13 protein-coding genes and 1 pseudogene are annotated in these 17,335 nt (G+C 61.0%); 9 read left to right on the forward strand and 5 right to left on the reverse strand.

The window, feature by feature from the left end:
• Positions 1-168 (forward strand): annotated as a pseudogene (locus tag R6U20_RS12170) (ATP-binding protein); the annotation flags it as partial.
• A 503-nt stretch (positions 169-671) separates the two neighbouring features.
• Here the strand turns inward: R6U20_RS12170 and R6U20_RS12175 are convergent.
• The 4 genes from R6U20_RS12175 to R6U20_RS12190 all read right to left on the reverse strand — a co-directional run bounded on the left by R6U20_RS12175 (position 672) and on the right by R6U20_RS12190 (position 4,743).
• Positions 672-1,253 carry a DUF2480 family protein gene (locus R6U20_RS12175; RefSeq protein ID WP_410338123.1) on the reverse strand — a complete coding sequence of 194 codons (582 nt, stop codon included), beginning with the start codon at positions 1,251-1,253 and terminating at the stop codon, positions 672-674.
• A gap of 41 nt (positions 1,254-1,294) precedes the next feature.
• Entirely contained in the window at positions 1,295-2,440 is a 1,146-nt protein-coding gene (locus R6U20_RS12180; RefSeq protein ID WP_410338124.1) for a cysteine desulfurase family protein, read from the reverse strand.
• Positions 2,441-3,398: 958 nt separating this feature from the next.
• On the reverse strand, positions 3,399-4,163 hold the full coding sequence (locus R6U20_RS12185; RefSeq protein ID WP_410338125.1) for an acyl-[acyl-carrier-protein] thioesterase: 765 nt from the start codon (positions 4,161-4,163) through the stop codon (positions 3,399-3,401).
• Positions 4,164-4,194: 31 nt separating this feature from the next.
• On the reverse strand, positions 4,195-4,743 hold the full coding sequence (locus R6U20_RS12190; protein ID WP_410338126.1) for a macro domain-containing protein: 549 nt from the start codon (positions 4,741-4,743) through the stop codon (positions 4,195-4,197).
• A gap of 199 nt (positions 4,744-4,942) precedes the next feature.
• Here R6U20_RS12190 and R6U20_RS12195 point away from each other — a divergent pair, with 199 nt between their 5' ends.
• The 6 genes from R6U20_RS12195 to R6U20_RS12220 all read left to right on the forward strand — a co-directional run bounded on the left by R6U20_RS12195 (position 4,943) and on the right by R6U20_RS12220 (position 11,971).
• Positions 4,943-5,770 carry a class I SAM-dependent methyltransferase gene (locus R6U20_RS12195; protein ID WP_410338127.1) on the forward strand — a complete coding sequence of 276 codons (828 nt, stop codon included), beginning with the start codon at positions 4,943-4,945 and terminating at the stop codon, positions 5,768-5,770.
• 301 nt (positions 5,771-6,071) lie between these two features.
• Positions 6,072-6,989, forward strand: coding sequence for a universal stress protein (locus tag R6U20_RS12200; RefSeq protein ID WP_410338128.1), 918 nt, complete (start codon positions 6,072-6,074; stop codon positions 6,987-6,989).
• Positions 6,990-7,341: 352 nt separating this feature from the next.
• Complete coding sequence (locus R6U20_RS12205; RefSeq protein ID WP_410338129.1) at positions 7,342-9,000, forward strand: SLC13 family permease; 1,659 nt, start codon at positions 7,342-7,344, stop codon at positions 8,998-9,000.
• Positions 9,001-9,151: 151 nt separating this feature from the next.
• A complete protein-coding gene (locus tag R6U20_RS12210) occupies positions 9,152-9,559 on the forward strand; it encodes a CBS domain-containing protein (RefSeq protein ID WP_410338130.1) in 408 nt (135 codons plus the stop codon).
• Positions 9,560-9,657: 98 nt separating this feature from the next.
• Positions 9,658-10,839 (forward strand): DUF2914 domain-containing protein, encoded by a 1,182-nt coding sequence (locus tag R6U20_RS12215; protein WP_410338131.1) that lies wholly within the window; start codon positions 9,658-9,660, stop codon positions 10,837-10,839.
• Between the two features lie 178 nt (positions 10,840-11,017).
• Positions 11,018-11,971 (forward strand): metal ABC transporter substrate-binding protein, encoded by a 954-nt coding sequence (locus R6U20_RS12220; protein ID WP_410338132.1) that lies wholly within the window; start codon positions 11,018-11,020, stop codon positions 11,969-11,971.
• Between the two features lie 30 nt (positions 11,972-12,001).
• Here R6U20_RS12220 and R6U20_RS12225 read toward each other — a convergent pair whose 3' ends face one another.
• On the reverse strand, positions 12,002-13,804 hold the full coding sequence (locus tag R6U20_RS12225) for an ABC transporter ATP-binding protein (RefSeq protein ID WP_410338133.1): 1,803 nt from the start codon (positions 13,802-13,804) through the stop codon (positions 12,002-12,004).
• A 360-nt stretch (positions 13,805-14,164) separates the two neighbouring features.
• On the opposite strand from R6U20_RS12225, the gene R6U20_RS12230 reads away from it, so the two are divergent.
• Positions 14,165-16,501 carry a PAS domain-containing protein gene (locus tag R6U20_RS12230; protein ID WP_410338134.1) on the forward strand — a complete coding sequence of 779 codons (2,337 nt, stop codon included), beginning with the start codon at positions 14,165-14,167 and terminating at the stop codon, positions 16,499-16,501.
• A 397-nt stretch (positions 16,502-16,898) separates the two neighbouring features.
• Positions 16,899-17,335 (forward strand): GAF domain-containing protein (locus R6U20_RS12235; protein ID WP_410338135.1); only part of this gene is annotated, 437 nt, incomplete at its 3' end.

Consider the following 17,335-nt stretch of genomic DNA (forward strand, 5'->3'; position numbering starts at 1 on the left):
GGGACGGCGGTGGTCTCGCGCGCCAACGCCCATGTCCGCTATCCCTGCCGGGTGCTGCTGGTCGCGGCGATGAACCCTTGCCGCTGCGGCTACCTGGCCGAACCGGGGCGGGCCTGCGGGCGCGCCCCGAAATGCGGCGAGGACTACATGCGTGCGGGTCGCCTCACCCAGCATGTGCCCGAGCAAGTTCACCTGCCGACTAAGCGGCTTCGAGATGCCGGTGCCTTCGGCTTCGATGTCGAGTCCATGCCAGCGTATCATAACGCGATGCTTTGATGGGTGGATGCGAATGTGCATTTCATAGTACAAAACGCACGCCCCCAACTACAACAGTTCGCTCCGTTTTGAGCAGAATTGTCGCATCTGGAGGCGGGGCTGGGCATCTCGCACCCAACGTAATTGCTCTGTCAGCCCTCATTTGGATGGTTGCCTTGCAATCAGCCCCCACGAAGCCTGTCATGGTGAGCGTAGTCGAACCATTTTTTGGTCGTTTAGAAGATACGGCGGGACAGGGGATCCTGCCAACCTTAGGGGAGATCTTTATTCACTGCGTTCATCAGTCGCTTCGCTCGTGTCAGGACTCCGCGTCTCCTTGGCGGAGCCGCTGCGCTCAAGATGACATCATGTAAACGGGGCATGTTGTAACCCAAAGGTTGACGTGTGACAGAGCACTACTTCCCCGGTGTGGGCAGGTCGGCGGAGACGGCTTTCGCAGTGCCTGCAGGCTTCTTTTCTTTCTTCGGACGCCGCCAGAGGGGTACCGAGGAGCACGGCTCGCCGTACATCAGTTTGCGGGCTACGCCTTGCAGTTTTTGCGTGGCAATCAGATATGCCACCTCGGGCACGGTATCGCCGCCGCATCCCTTAATCACGACCGGCTTGTCGGCGTACTGGCTCCAGTCCTCGGCCTCCAGCGCGCGAACGTAGTAGTCGCGCACCAGGTCGTTTCTATGGCCAAACGCCACCGATCGGGCCACGCCTTCAAGCTTCGAGGCCAGCAGCATGTAGCCCCATGTAGGAACGATGGCATCGGTAGAGCAATGAATGGCCACATGCTCGTCCTCGTGCTGACTAAAGTCGTAGTCCGTGACGGCCTTGCGGAAGGGCTCTTCCTTGAGCATGAGCCCCTGCACCAGAAACGGCTCAATGTCGAGTTCAGTCACCGGGGCATCGTCCCACAGGTCGGCCAGGTTGTAGACCGTGATTTCGCTTTGTGCAACGCGGTTGGTCAGGTTGTCGGTCAAGTCATCCATAGGGATTCGGGGGTTGGTTCGCAAGAAGCAGGTGTTTTGAGCTACGCCGGGTGCGCCGCCCGTGCCAGCGGACGCGCTTCTTCCAGTGCATCCACGGCGTACAGCAGGTCGTCCTCGGTCGTGGCGCGTCCGGCACTGAAACGGAGCGAGGCGTGGGCTTCGGCGGGCGAGTGGCCCATAGCGCGCAGCACGTGGCTGGGTTTGGGGTCGGTGCTGGCACAGGCACTTCCGGTAGCGCACGACACCGTGCGCAGAGCCTGAACCAGCCGTTTGGCGTTGGTGCCGGGCAATGTGACGTTCGTCGTCTGCGGCAGCCGCTGGGCTTCGCCTCCGTTAATACGGATGTCTGGGAAACGCGTTTGCAGGGCGGATTCGAAGGTGGCCTGCATCGTGCGCCAGCGTTCCGCATCCTCTGGCTGGCGCTCGGCTGCGAGTTCGGCAGCCGCCCCAAAACCAACCACTGCCGGTACGTTGAGCGTGCCGCCGCGCAGCCCGCGCTCTTGTCCGCCGCCATCAATGAAGCGGGGACACTGCACCCCCGCTCGTCGATATAGCACGCCAACGCCTTTGGGGCCATACAGCTTGTGCGCCGAGCCCACGAGCAGGTCGGCGTGCTGCACATCGACCGGGACTTTGCCCAGTGCCTGCGTGGCATCGGTGAGGAACAGCGCGCGGTGGTTGCGCACCGTGTCGTAGCAGTCGGCGATGGGATGCCGCACGCCGGTTTCGTTGTTCGCGTGCATCACGGCTACCAGCACCGTGTCGTCGGTGAGCGCATCGGCCAGTGTGTTGGGAGCGAGGCGGCCTGCTGCGTCTACCGGACAGTAGGTGACGCGGGCCGCGCCCTGCTGCTCCAGCGCCTGGCACGACTCAAGCACGGCTTTGTGCTCGGTGGCTACCGTCACGATGTGCGGCCGGTCCACCGCGCTGTGCCGTGCGATGCCTTTGATGGCCATGTTGAGCGCCTCGGTGGCGCCGCTGGTGAAGGTGAGGCGCTCGGGCTCGGTATCCAGCAAAGAGGCGACCTGCTCGCGGGCCACATCCACTGCGCTTTCGGCGCGCCAGCCGTGCGAGTGTCCGCTGGCGGCGTTGCCGTAGTGGGTGGTAAAATACGGCTTCATGCGGTCGAATACGCGGTCGGCGACCGGCGTGGTGGCGTTGTAGTCGAGATAGACCGAGCGCGGCATGGCACAGGGGGATGCGGCAGGAGAACATGTGCATTGATGTAAACCGCCGCGCGCACAAGCGGGTTTCTGGGAGCGATGGGCTCCTCTGCCCCGCTAACTTTTAAACATCGCGTAAGACGTCCATTGCGCTCCCAGTGCCGATAGCATTCGGCACAGGTTCCCGGGGGACAGGACGCTAAACACGTACGACAGGAGACCGTCGGTGCCAGCTCCTGTGATTAATCTCACAGTATCACACTGCCTTGTGACGCACTTTCTGGTAGTAGTCAGACGTTACGTGATACGATGCATACGGGATGGGCCCGTGTAGGCGCTATCGTCATGCTGAACGCAGTGAAGCATCTCAGGACGGGTTGTGCTATAGGTTCAGAAGTCGCACAGCCCCCCAACGCCCGTCATCCAGATCCTGAATCGAGTTCAGGACAGGCACGGCGCCCCTGGCGCCGCTGATCCGGAGCCGAGCGAAGCGAGGGCCGAAGGTCATGCCTGTGGTACGCACGAAGTAATCCATTCGCCGTTTGAGGGCGAACGCACGCCGCTAACGTATCCCTCCATTGGGGCATGGATCCCAGATCGTCGCTCCGCTCCGTCTGGGATGACGGTGTGAGGGCATAAACAAGCATTTCGGTATGTTCAACAGCGATCAGATGTATAGCACAACGCATTCTCAGGTCACGCGGACGGAGCCCCTGCTTTGGGGATGCGCGATGCGGTGCTCCAGTGCGGGGCGCGATTTCAAGCGTGCGAGGTCGGCGTTGAGATCCTTTCCCCTGACAGTCGTCGGGGGAAAGGATGACCTGCGGATGAGGCCTTTAGCGATCACTAACCTTCTATCTACTACTCACTTTTAGGAGCACAACCAGCATGACCTTCGGCTCCCTCTGTCCCGTTTTCACGCTGGAAATAGCGAATAGCTCGGTCAGCAGACGTCTCCGGTGCATCCTCGCCGAAGCGGCCCCTACCGCGCAGCCCATCGCGTTTCGGCCAAGGCGAGCGTGGTGTCGTCGTTGGCGTGGTAGAGATGATGCACCACGCGAACCGGTGCCCGTTCAGGCCCGCCAGCAAACACGGTAGCTGATGCGGCCACCGGCGTATCCGCCGTCGTCTCATGCTTGAAGTGCAGCGTGAGGCCGCGTGCGGCATGCGCATCCAGCCAGCCGATGGGCAGCGTCTCCAGCGCCCACGCCACGTAGCGCGCATTGTTGACGTGGCGGTTCAGGTCCAGGTCATGAAAGCGGACACGAAAGCGGCGCGTGTAGTCGGCCTGCGCGGGCACCTCGACCTCGGGGATGTCGGCGTCGAGCGCAGGCGGGCGGTCGGGCCACGTAAGTTCGGACAGCACCTGCGGCGGACGAGCCGGGCGGCGGCGTGTTTGGTCGAACACGACCCAGGTGCTGGTGGCTCGGCCAATGGCCTCCGCATCCACCCGAAACAGAAACTCGCGCTGCGCAAACGGCCCCGAGAGACCCGACGGCCACGTTTCAGTGGTGAGCGTGTCGCGCCAGGTGGGCAGACGGTCGAGTTCGACCTGAAGTCGCGCCAGCACCCACGACTGGTTGTGCGCCAGCAGGTCGGTCTGCGACACGCCGAGTTGATCCGCATGCGAGCCAGCGGCGTCTTGCAAGTGGGCGCAGAGCGCGGGCAATGAGAGCGTGCCGTGCAGCGTGGCATCGCGGGGTTGGAGCGGTGCGTGGGCGATGTGAGCAGAGACGGCAGCTGGCATAAGCATCAAGACAACGCGGGTGAAGAGCGAGTCAGCCCATGAGCGGATCGTCGCGGAGCTCGGCGAGCATGTCTTCGAAGACCGACATGGCCTTCGCATCAAACAGGACGAACCGCACCAGCTCGATGTGATCCAGGATGGGCGCGTTCGTTAGCAGGGTGCCGAGGGCCGCGTGGGCAGCCGGACGCAGCGGGTAGCCGAAGGCCCCGGTCGAAATCGCCGGAAAGGCAAGGGAGGACATCTCGTGCTCCTCGGCCAGGTCGAGTGCGTTTTCGTATCCGGCTCGCAACAGCGCAGCGGCAGGCTCGTCGCGTCCGTACACCGGGCCCAGCACGTGGATGACGTAGTCGTTGGGCAGGTCGAACGCCTCGGTGCATACCGCCTCGCCGGGCTGGATGGGCGCCAGCGGCTTGCAGGCTTCGGCGAGCTCGGGCCCTGCCGCCTGATGAATGGCCCCGGCCACTCCGCCACCTGAGCGCAATTGCGCGTTAGCTGCATTGACGACGGCCTGCACATCCGGCTGGTTGGCAATGTCGCCCTGCACCAGTTCAATGCGTATTGTGTCCAACGTAACATCCATAAACAGGGGGGAGCAGAGAGCAAGTACACGCAACAGGGCGAATCAAGCGCATCCGCGTTGGTTCCTTGAAGGGCTCGTGGGGCGTTTCTTGGGGAGGCATAGCAGATTGCCCGTGCCCCCAATTGGCACAAACCTCGATGCGCGTCGTTCGGCCCTGCGTATCCTCTTTATCGTATTGTCTGTCGTCGCCTCCCTCTGCATGGATTACGACCCGATCAAAGACCGCCTGGGCCAGTGGATGAGCCGCCATCCGTGGCTGCAACGTATGTTTTACGGTGTACTGAACCTGCTCTTTCTGCGCGCCTGGTACGTGCGCCGCACCGTGCGCCGCCTGCTGGATTCGTTCCCCGAAACGCGTCCGGTGCGCGTGCTCGATGCCGGCACGGGCTTTGGGCAGTACGCCTATTTCATGGCGCGCGCCTTCCGGAACGTGCACGTGGATGCGGTGGACATCAAGCCCGACTATCTGCGCCGCGCCCAGCACTTTGCCGATCAGACCTCGGTCGGGCCGCAGATCAGCTGGATCCAGGACGACCTGACCGACCTGCAGGTGAGCGGACCGTACGACCTCATCCTGTCGGTAGATGTGATGGAGCACATCAAAGACGACGAGGGCGTGTTTCAGCACTTCGAGCGCGTGTTGCGTCCGGGCGGATACGTCGTCATCAACACCCCCTCGGATCAGGGCGGCTCCGACGTACAAGCCGACACCGACGACAGCTTTATCGGCGAGCATGTGCGCGATGGATACAACATGCAGGCGCTGTGCGAGAAGCTGCAGCGTGCCGGACTTACCCCGGTGGAGCAGACGTACACGTATGGTCCGTACGGCTCCACGGCGTGGCGCTGGCTCATCAAGCGGCCCATGCAGATGCTGGCCGCCACCTGGGCGGCGCTGCTCCTCTTGCCGCTCTACTACCTGATGGTGCTGCCGGTGGGCCTGTGGCTCAACGCCCGCGATGTGGGGCACGACAATGACACTGGCACCGGCGTGCTGGTCGTGGCACAGAAGCCCGAGCAGCGGTAGGGGCACAGCTTGCCGCAGGAAAGGTTTTTATCAGGAAGGTGACCACATTTCCCACTGCTACACAAGCTAACTCGTTCTCTGGCAGGCGCATCCCTCGACCACCGAGCCGCCCTGTAGGGAAATCCCGCACGCGCTATGCCCCGATTCGCCTGAAGGCAAAGATCGGAGGCTACAGGCTGGACACCGTGCGCGCCGATGTGTATGTTTACCGTGCATAGTGTCTTCACGGCCGATGCAAATCGATGCCGGACAGACGCTACGGCAACTCGTATACCTTCTGGCTGACCTGCTTTGGGCTGTTATGATCAACGATCTTCTTGTTGCGCGCGACTTCTCGACCTCCTCCGACCGCGCTCTGCATGCCGCTTTTGCATGGGCGCGTCCCATCGGTTCAACGGTGCATCTTCTGGCGATTCAGGTGACGAACGACAACCCGTTCGAGCCGGCTGAACAGCGTTCGGGTCCGCTGGAGCGGCTGCGCGAGCAATTGAAAGACCGCACCCACAGCGACATGGCGCAGTCGGGCTACGACCCCGGCAGTGTGTCAGTTAAACATGACGTGCAGCGCGGTGAGGCCGCCGGGCCGGCCATTGTGCGCTATGCCGAACGCGCCGAAATCGATCTGATCATGATGGGCACCACAGGGCGCCGAGGCGTGCGCCGAGCCATGCTGGGCAGTGTGGCCGAAGAAGTCGTACGTACCGCGCCGTGTCCGGTGTGCACCGTGCGCGCGACCGACGAGGGCAAGCCTCCCACCGTGCCCGAGCGCGTGGTCATTCCGGTCGATTTCTCCGCCCCCTCGCGACCAGCGCTGGCGTACGGGCTGCATTTGGCACAGCAGGTGAATGCAGATGCAACCATCGTGCACGCTATCGAAGAGCCATCAGCGCCGCTGATATACGGCATTGAGGTCGGCGAAAAGACAAAAAGCTCAGGGAGCGAGGCCCTCAAGGATCGCGTGCATCGTGCGCTGAACGAGTGGGTCGAGCAGGCTACTGCCGACTTGGGTAACCCGCCCTCGTGCGATGTGCAGGTTCACACGAGTGCGCCTGCCGCAGCCATTCGCGAAGTAGCATCCAGCCCGAGCGATGTCGTGGTGATGGCGACCGAAGGCCGCACCGGTATGGAGCGTATGGTGCTGGGCAGCGTCGCCGAGTCGGTTCTCCGCCAGGCTGTGGGGCCCGTAATCACAGCACGCTCGTTTGCGGAGGTTCTCTAACGATCCGCGATCCACACAGCGCGATCCACACAGCGCGATCCACACAGCGCGATCCACACAGCGGGGCTCTCTGCCTTCTTCATGCTAACAGTTTGTATCAGACGCCTATATCAGACGTCTACAGGGCATAACCCTTTTACGGACGTAGCTGTGGGCAGGCACGGGTTACATGCGACGGGTGCTGCACCGAGGGACTGTTTCCCGATGACCCTCCGCAAGCAGAACACAGCGCTACATGAACACCCCCCCGAGGGGCTCACCGAACGGGCCCGGTCTGCTTACCCGCAGCATGCGTCCATCCCGCATCCCAACAGACGTAGCTCATCGTAGACTACAATGTCTCGACATGTCCATGCCAACTGCTCCTGATAAGCCCGATTCGGCGTCCACGACAGATTCCGGCGGTACGCATGATCCCGAGCACGATTCTAAAGACAGGCAGAAATCCAAGAACGGAGCTAATCATATATTCGATCACGAATCGCGGGTTCGGCTCGATGCCGAAGCGCTGCTGCACGCCACCGAGGCACGGCTGCGCCGACTCTGGACCCGGTCTTCGGTGCGAGCCGAGATTGCGTGGCACCGCACGCGGCGTACCATCCGGCATGTACCGCAGCATGTGCCGCCTCCGCTGCGCTCGATGAACGTGCTCATTGCACTGGGGGCGCTACTGGCTGCGGTGGCCGTTGTGGTGGCCACAGATCCGGTACTTCCGCGCGAAACGGCGCTCATGGCTGGCATTTTTGCCGCTGCTGCGCTGCTCTGGGCGACTGAAGCGCTTCCGCTTTTTGCCACTGGGCTGCTCATCATCGGCCTCGAAATCATTCTGCTGGCCAATCCGGGCAGTTGGCCGGGGATTGGGTTCACAGACGGTGCTTCGCCTTCTTATGAAGTGTTTCTCGCGCCGCTGGCCGATCCCATTATCGTGCTCTTTCTGGGCGGGTTCATCATGGCGCGTGCAGCCGTCAAGGAGAATGTGGACCGTACGTTAGCGCGGCTTATCCTGGGCAGCTTTGGCACGCAGCCTCGTCAAGTTATGATGGGACTCATGCTCATCACCGCGCTCTTTTCGATGTGGATGAGCAACACCGCTGCCACCGCTATGATGATCACCCTCGTAATGCCCATGATCGCCAACGTCGACACGTCCGACCCGCTGCGTGTGGGGTTGGTGCTGGCGGTGCCCTTTGCCGCTAACATCGGTGGGATGAGCACGCCCATCTCCTCGCCGCCAAATGCTGTGGCGGTTGGCTTTTTGAACAGTGCAGGCTACTCGATCTCGTTCTTAGAATGGATGCTGGTGGCGGTGCCGCTGGCTACAGGCTTGCTGCTGCTTTCGTGGGCTGTGCTGTACTGGATGTATCCGCCTCGCCAAGACCACGTCGATATGCCCACATCCGACCGTGAACTGGGCTTGCGCGGACTGTTCGTGCTTGGCGTGATGGGCATAACCATTGTGCTCTGGTGCACCGACAGCCTGCACGGACTGCCTACTGCGGTGGTGGCGTTGCTTCCGGTCGTTGCGTTTACTACTACGGGCGTGCTTACACAAGCCGACTTCGATAGTCTGGAGTGGAATATCCTCTTTCTTATTGCGGGCGGCATTGCGCTCGGCGTGGGCATGCAGCAGACCGGCCTCGATGAGGTGCTTATCGGTGTGGTACCTGGACGCGGGCCGTTTGTGATTGGGGCGCTGGCCCTTGCTACCGTACTCATTAGCACGCTCATGTCGAACACTGCTGCCGCCAACCTGCTTGTGCCGGTCGGGGTCGCGCTGGCGACCGGATCTGTAGGGGCCCTGAGCCCGGTGCATGTGGCGGTAAGCATTGCATTGGCCGCCTCTGTGTCGATGGCGCTGCCTGTAAGCACACCGCCCAATGCCATTGCCTATGCCAGTGGCGTGTGCGATACAAAAGACTTCGTGCAGCCGGGGTTGCTCATTGGAGCCGTTGCCGTGCTGCTCATCGTAGCGCTGGGCGGGCCCATTATTGCCTTTTGGATACCTGCTTGATTGATCTGTATTTATACCAGGCAGACTCCGAACCTCACACAAATTCAGACGAAAGTCCCACGACACATGAATTTGCCATTTTTGTAATGCATAGGTTGAGCGTACTGCTCTTCCGCTCGTATTTCTGATCGCTTAATCCCTGTACAGGCTTATGGAATCTGTATCTGCTCTCATGACGCGCGACGTGGTCAGCGTACACCCCGACACGCCGCTTCTCGACGTGCAAAACTTGCTCAAACAGCACGGCTTTCGCCATCTCGTTGTGGTTGATGACGACGGCGAACTCGCGGGGGTGCTCTCCAACCGCGATGTGCTCAAAGCCTTGAGTCCGTTTCTGAACACCAACGCTGAAACACAGCGCGACGTGCGCACGCTGGCTCAACCCGCGCGCAAGCTCATGAACAAAACGCCACGCACCGTAACCCCCGATACACCAGGGAAAGAGGCCGCGTCCATTCTGTTGCATGGAGCGATCTCGGCGCTTCCTGTCGTGAAAGCGGGGAAACTGGTGGGCATCATCACGACCAAAGATCTGCTGCGTCACTACACCGCAGCATAACGTATTGCTGCACGTATTGCTGCACGTATTGCTGCACGTACTGCCGCATCGCGTACTGCCGCATCGCGTACTGCCGCATCGCGTACTGCCACATCGCTTTGGCCTGTTTTCGCATGAATGCCCCATCTTCTGCCGCCTGGCCTTGGGCCAAGTGGGCAACACGCCTGGAACGCAACCGCTACTACCGGTGGATGCGCCGCCTCTACACGCGGTACGCCGACATTGCCCCCGTCGTGTTCTTTGGGGGGGGCGTGCTCTGGGATGTGCTCACGCTGCGCCGTATCGACCATGCCATCGATAACCTTATCCTGGGGGGCTACCTGGTGCTGTTGGGGGGATGCATTGTGCTGGCGGCCCTCCGCATCGTGCACCGACTGCCTGCACAGCCGCTGCTTAAGACCATTGAGCCCTTCTCAATTTCGGGGGTCCAGTTCTTCCTGGGCGGGCTGTTCAGCGCCTACGTGGTCTACTTTACCCGAAGCGCCTCACTCACCGCCTCAGCCGTGTTCTTGGTGATTCTGGTGGCTGTGCTGGTCGCCAACGAGTTTGTCTGGCGCGAGTCAATCAACCTCCCTCTCATGCTGGGGCTCTACTTCCTGGCCACGTTCTGCTTCTTTACGTTCTTCCTGCCGATCATCGTAGGCAGCATGGGCCATGCGCTCTTCGTGGCAGGTGGGTTGCTGAGCCTGGCGCTGGTTGGCGGGCTCGTGCTGCTGTTAGACCGGTGGGGCGTGTTCGCCTCTACAGCCCAGCTCGTGCGTGTATTTGCCGTGATGGGCGCGCTCTTCGCCGTCATGAATATCGCATACGTGCAGAACTGGATTCCGCCTGTGCCCCTCTCCATGCAGGCGGGCAACGTCTATCACAACGTAGAGGTAACTCCCGACGGCTACGAACTAACCTACGAAACACCGCCGTGGACGCGCTTCTGGCGCCGTAGCAGCACGCCCTTTACCTATGTCAATGGCGACAACGTGTACTTCTTTGCTGCCATCTTTGCGCCGACTGCACTACAGACCAGCGTGGTGCACCGCTGGCAGCGCCGCTCGTCTGACGAGGACGACCCCACCTGGAGGACGACCGACCGTATCCCCTATACGGTGCAAGGAGGACGCTTAGAGGGATACCGCGGCTATACGGTTAAAAGCAACATCACACCGGGCGAGTGGCGCGTCGATGTGGAAACCGCGGGCGGGCGCACCCTCGGTCGCGTGCACTTTAAGGTCGTAGCGGCCCCCGACGATGCCGAGCGGACCTTTCAAACTCGTCTCTACGAGTAGGCGCGCTGGCAGGCAATGAGCTCCATGGTAGCACCGAGCGGCTTCTTGGGCAAGGGTTCATGCATGGATGTCAACATTATACACACGCGGTATGTAGCTGTGGCGGAGTTGATGCCGAGGGCTCGCTTTGGGTCCCTCGTTCGCGTTTCGTAAGAGTGCACACCAGACCCCATTTTGCATGACACGCACTCGGTGGATCGCATATGTTGTAGCAAGCGTGTGGATGATAGGGCTCGCGGGGGGATGCGAGAGCGAGCCGGATTCGGCGGCATTGAGCGCATCTGCACAGCCCCACTACGTGGTAACGCTGCCCGTCCTGGCGTCCATTGTGGAACCGGTTGTTGAAGACCGAGCCACCACGCGCACCGTGCTACGCGCAGGCGACTCGCCCCACACGTTCGAACCGCGCCCGTCGATGGTGCGCGACGTTCGAGAGAGCCATGCGTTGTTGTATGGCGCTGATGTGCTCGATGGCTGGGCCGCGCAGATGGACGCGCCGCGTGCATACGCGCTCCTCGACCTGGTGCCCGAGTCGCATGTTCATTCCTTTCCGGATGAAGAAGAGCCTGCCGAGGAATCGCCTGGAGCGGTTACAGATGAAGGCGCCCATGACCACGGCGCAGGCACCACCGACCCGCATTTCTGGCTCGATCCTGTAGCTGTGCGTGCCCTGGTGCCTGCCCTTGCCGATACGCTGTGCACCGCCGATCCGGAGGGGTGCGACACCTACCAGACGAATGCCCAGGCCCTTACCGATTCGCTCCAGGCATTGCACGACGAGTTGGAAACGGTGCTGGCCCCGGTGCGCGACCGGGCGTTTATGGCGTCGCAGCCGTTTCTGCACTATTTTGTACGCCGCTATGGACTGTCGCAGGTTGCTGTGGTTGAGACCAGCCCGGCCCACGAGCCGTCGGCGCAGCGCATCCACCAGCTTACGCAGCGTGCGCAGGCGGACCATGTGCGCGCCATGGTGTATCAGCGCCAGCTCCCGGCAACGGCTGGGCAGGCAGTGGCCGAGGGGGCCGGGCTGCCCATGGTGGCCCTGGATCCGCTGGCCGGATCGGATACTGATACCTACATGGCGCTCATGCGACGAAACGCTTACACACTTCGCGAGGCGCTGGAGGAGTAGCGCTGGCCCGCACTCCGGCTCTAAACGCGTTCAGGGGGATGGGGAGGCTTCGGAGCCTTCACGAAACTGCAAGTCGGCCAGGCGCTGGTAGAGGCCCGGCTGGGTGCGCAATTCCTCGTGTGTGCCGTCTTGCACCAGGCGGCCGTCGTCAAGCACCAGAATGCGGTCGGCGTCTTGTACGGTGGCCAGACGGTGCGCAATTACGAAGGTGGTGCGCGATTCCATAAGCCGCGTAAGGGCATCCTGCACCTCGGCTTCCGACTCCGCATCGAGCGCCGATGTCGCTTCGTCGAGCAGCAGGATGCGTGCATCGCGCAGCAGCGCCCGTGCAATGGCAATGCGCTGTCGTTGTCCACCGCTCAGCTTCACCCCGCGCTCGCCCACAGAGGCGTCGTATCCGGCATCGAGGGCCACGATGAACCCGTGGGCATTGGCGGCACGGGCGGCGTCTTCGATCGCCGCATCCGACGCGTTGAGGTTGCCGTAGCTGATGTTGGCGCGAATGGTGTCGTTAAAGAGATGCACATCTTGCGAGACCACCGCCAGCTGCTCGCGCAGGCTCTGCCGCGTCACGGAGCGAATATCTGTCGCATCCACCCGAATGCAGCCGGACTGCGGGTCGTAGAAGCGCGGGATGAGGCTCATGAGTGTGGTTTTGCCCGCGCCGCTGGGGCCCACAAGCGCTACGGTTTGCCCGGATGGCACAGCGAACGACAGATCGTGCAGTACGGGCGTGCCGGGTTCGTAGGCAAACGTGACGTGGTCGAACGCGACCGCTCCGTTAATCGGGGGAAGCGCAGCCATGCCGCTCGGATCGGTGTCGGTAGCGGGTTCGTCGAGCAGTTGGAAGATGCGCTCAGAGGCGCCGGCAGCGCTGTTGAGCGTGCTGTAGAGGCGCGAGAGACCGCCCACGCTGCGGGCAATGTTGAACGCATAGAAGATAAACGCTACCAGGTCGCCGGTCGTCAGGCGTCCGGCCAGCACCTCGGTGCCGCCGTACCAGAAGATGGCCACGAGCGCACCGAAGAACAGAAATCCGACCGAGGCCGAGAACAGCGCCGAGGCCCACACCTTGCGGTGCGCTGTGTCGAAAAGGCGCTCCACGGCCTCATGGTAGCGGCTTGTTTCGTAGGCACTACGCGCGAAGCCCTTCACCGTGCGGATGCCTGCAATCGACTCCTCGGCGATGGCGGTAGTGTCAGCAAGTTCATCCTGGAGCGTACGCGCCAGGCGGCGAATCCACCGCCCAAATCCGATCGCAGCGGCGGTTACAACCGGCACCACGACGAAGATAATGAGGCTCAGGCGCCAGTTCAGCACGATCATGAGGGCAACTGAGCCAACCAGCGAGATAACCTGCGTGAACGACTCCGCAAGGGCCTGCGTGACGGCGTCGCGCACCGAGCTTACATCGTTGGTGAGACGCGAGGTAAGGTCGCCCGTGCGGCGATTGGCAAAGAAGCGGAGCGACTGCCCATGCAAATGGGCGTAGAGTTGCTTGCGCAGATCCGTGACCACACGCTCGCCGGTCCATTCCAGTCCATACCGCCCCAGGAAGCTGAACAGCGCTTGCAGGACAAACAGCACCAGCAGTCCCAGCGTGAGGCGGTCGAGCAGGGCGCGGTTGGCCGTTTCAAAGACCGCATTCAGCAGCTCCCGCAGCCCCAGCGGCACCACCAGCGCGACCATTGCGCCCAGAGCAGTAGCCAGCACCGCCCCACCGAGCCGCCAGCGGTAGGGCCAGGCCAGCCGAAGGATGCGGCGGACGGTCGTCCATAGTCGAGCAGGAAGCGCTGAAGAGGACGAAGAAGGGGGCGAAGAATCAGCAGCCATGCAGCAGAAGGTAAATAAGGGATTCGGCAGAAGCGAACCGTGATCAATAGATACGCAGCTTCAGAAAGCCGCGTTCAAGAGAGAAACAAAGAAATACAATTCTGGCATGTTCTATGCACACTCATAAGGAATAGGGGCTTCCTCAGTGAAAGAGCGCCCTCATGCGTGACAGTCATGTTACACAAACATTTTGAAGTTTAAAATGTAAAATATAATTGCAAAGACTTATATCTGTATCTGATTGGGAAGGATCGAGCGCACGTCCTCCAGGCAACAACCGTGCTGCTTGGTTCTGTAGCCAAAATTTCCGATCTTTATTGTTACAGACGGCTGTTTCCCTTGACTTGCTCATCTGCTTGCATGACTGATCCTGTTCCATCGAACAGAGCTGCCAACGGTCCGCCCGACGCGCCGCCCAACACGGAGCGGCTCATGGCGTTGCGCCACTATCATGTGTGGGATACAGCGTCTGAAGCATCCTTTGATCGCATTACCGAGCTGGCATCGCATGTGTTAGACATGCCTATTGCGATCATCAACCTGATTGGGGCCGAGCGGCAGTGGTTCAAGTCGTGTGTTGGGGTCGATGCAGAGGGCACAAGCCTCGACATCTCTATCTGCACCACCACGATTCAGACGCCGGAGGTCCTCACCGTCCCTGATCTGCGTGCCGACGACCGGTTTGCAGATAACCCGTTTGTGGAGGATGAGCCCAATGTGCGATTCTACATGGGCGCACCGCTCATTACGGGTGATACGCACCGCCTGGGTACCCTTTGTGTGATGGACCGCACGCCCCGGCATCCCACGCCCCACGACGAGGAGACGCTGGCCCGTCTGGCTCAAGTCGTAGTTGATGAACTGGAGCAGCGGGCTGCCGAGCGCAAAAAGCACGCGGTGCTGCAGGCCATCGGGGAGGCGTTCTACACGGTAGATACGCAGTGGGGCATCACCTATGCGAATGACAACGCGGCGGAGCACTGGGGCGAACCCCCTGACGCGCTACGGGGCCGGGTCGTATGGGAGCTTCTGTCAGATGCAGAGCGTGCGACGTTGGAGCCGACTTTGCGCAGTGCACAGCGCGAGCAAACGGCGGTGCAAACGGTATATGAGGATCCAGAGGCAGAATGCTGGTACCGCGTTCATGCGCATCCGTTTGAGCAGGGGCTGTCGGTGTATCTGCACGACATCACCGAGCAGCAGGCTGTTGCCCAGGAACGAACCCTGTTGGCCAAAGCAGTCGAGGAACTCAACGATGCGGTTCTCATCACCAAAGCCAAACCAATTGACGCGCCGGGACCGCCTGTTGTTTATGCGAACCCTGCATTCGAAAAGATGACGGGGTATGCGTTTAATGAAGTCGAAGGCAAGACGCCGCGCATCCTACAGGGCCCAAAAACCGACCGGGCGGTGCTCGATGGTCTGCGTGCGCACCTGGAGCGCGAGCAGCCGTACGAGGGCGAGACTGTCAACTACCGGAAAGATGGCACTCCGTACACGGTGCGCTGGAACATGGCACCCGTTTGCGATGAGGAAGGCACCTGCACGCACTGGGTGTTGGTGCAGCAAGATGTGACCGAGCGCAACCGCCGCGAAACAGCACTTCGGCAGCAGTACAACCTGCTGTCGCAGACGCAGCGCCTGGCGGGGGCGTGGGAACTGGAGGTGGAAGCGAATACGCTGTCGTGGACTGAAAAAGTATACCGGATCCACGAAATGGAGCCCGGTACGCCAATATCTACGCATGAAGCATTGAGCTTTTATCCTGAAGAGGCTCGCATGCGCCTCCAAGATGCTCTGGATCGGTGCATGCGTACAGGGGAAACCTATGATTTAGAGCTTCCCATTACCACAGCACAGGGCAACGCCCGCTGGGTGCGCACCGTGGGCGGTGTAATTGACCGAGATGAAGACGGAACCATCATAAAAGTGGGGGGAGCGATTCAGGATGTTACGGAACGGAAAGAGGCCAGCGAGGCGCTGGTTGCGGCCAAGGAAGAAGCCGAAGAAATGAGTCGTTTGAAGACAGCTTTCCTGGCAAACATGAGCCATGAAATCCGAACCCCACTTACATCCGTCATTGGGTTTTCGGAGATGCTAAAATCAATCGACCTGCCCGAGCGCGCACAGCAGTGCACTGCGCTTATCCATAAGTCAGGAAAGCGTCTGATGAACACCCTGAACTCAGTGCTCGATCTGTCGCAGCTGGAGGCCGGGGCGATGCGGTTGCATCCCAACGAAATCGATGCGGTGACTGTGCTGCAAGAAACAGTACATATTCAGCAACGCCGGGCCGACGATGCTAAGGTGCACATCCAGGTAGAGACTCCCACCGATCCCGTGCCGGTCACCCTCGACCAGACGGCTTTTGAGCGTGTGGTTACGCATCTGATCGACAACGCGGTGAAGTTCTCCCCTGAGCACAGTACAGTACAGGTTCGCCTGCACGCCAGTAGCGAGCACCTTCAGTTAGCTGTGCAAGACAACGGTATTGGTATCGACGAGACATTTCTGCCGCATCTGTTTGATGCCTTCAAGCAAGAGTCTACCGGCGATGCGCGCACCTATGAAGGCAATGGGTTGGGGCTGACCATCACCAAACGGCTTGTAGATCTGATGGAAGGCACGATCCGTGTAGACACGACCAAAGGCGAGGGCACCACGTTTGTCGTGGAGTGGCCACGGCATGCAGCATAACTGCACACGCCGTTCCCTTGCATTGCACTAATACCAGTTCCGTATGCGTCGTTGGTGTATGGAGGGATGGCAGAGTACACCGTCCATCCATCCATCCATCCGCCCATTCGTCCGCCCATCCCTACACGAGGCCGAAGGCGGGCTGACGAAGTCCATCCAGTGTCGTGCAGAGAAGCAATCCCACAACAGGGCAACCGGATTGGGTATGATGGGACCACCATGCCGGATACAGAGCGGGCTGCTTGCAAACGTAACGTTTCCCTATCCGGCAATTTTGTTGCAGGCTGTTCTGAATCTCTCTTATGTATTCCAGAGTTGCGGTTTTGTAGCTCAGCATACATTTCCCCCCATAGAGACACATGCAGCCGTTGGCGCATGGGACGAAGCCTGTTTGATCATGAAAGCGGAATCGCACAACTTTTCCACCGCCTCGGCCGAAAAGCGCTACGGCCACCCGCAGTCGCGTGAACGTCTGGCCGCCCTGCGCCGCTACCAGATCATGGATACGCCGCCCGAGGAGGCGTTCGACCGCATCACCGATCTGGCCGCACACACGCTCGATGTGCCCATTGCCGTGGTCAACTTCATCGATTCCGAGCGGCAGTGGTTCAAGTCGTGCGTGGGTACCGATGTGAACGAGACCCCGCTCGACCAGGCGCTCTGCAACACCACCATCCGCACGCCCGGGCTGATGGTCGTTGAAGATGCGCGCCACGATCCGCGGTTCAAGGGCAACCCCTTTGTGGCCGGGCCACCGCACCTGCGCTTTTACATGAGTATGCCGCTCACCTCGCCCGATGGCTTCCGCGTGGGCACGCTCTGCGTAATGGATAC

Origin of the sequence: Longimonas sp. (assembly GCF_046498435.1) — a bacterium.
In the GTDB taxonomy this organism is placed as follows: Bacteria; Bacteroidota; Rhodothermia; order Rhodothermales; family Salinibacteraceae; genus Longimonas.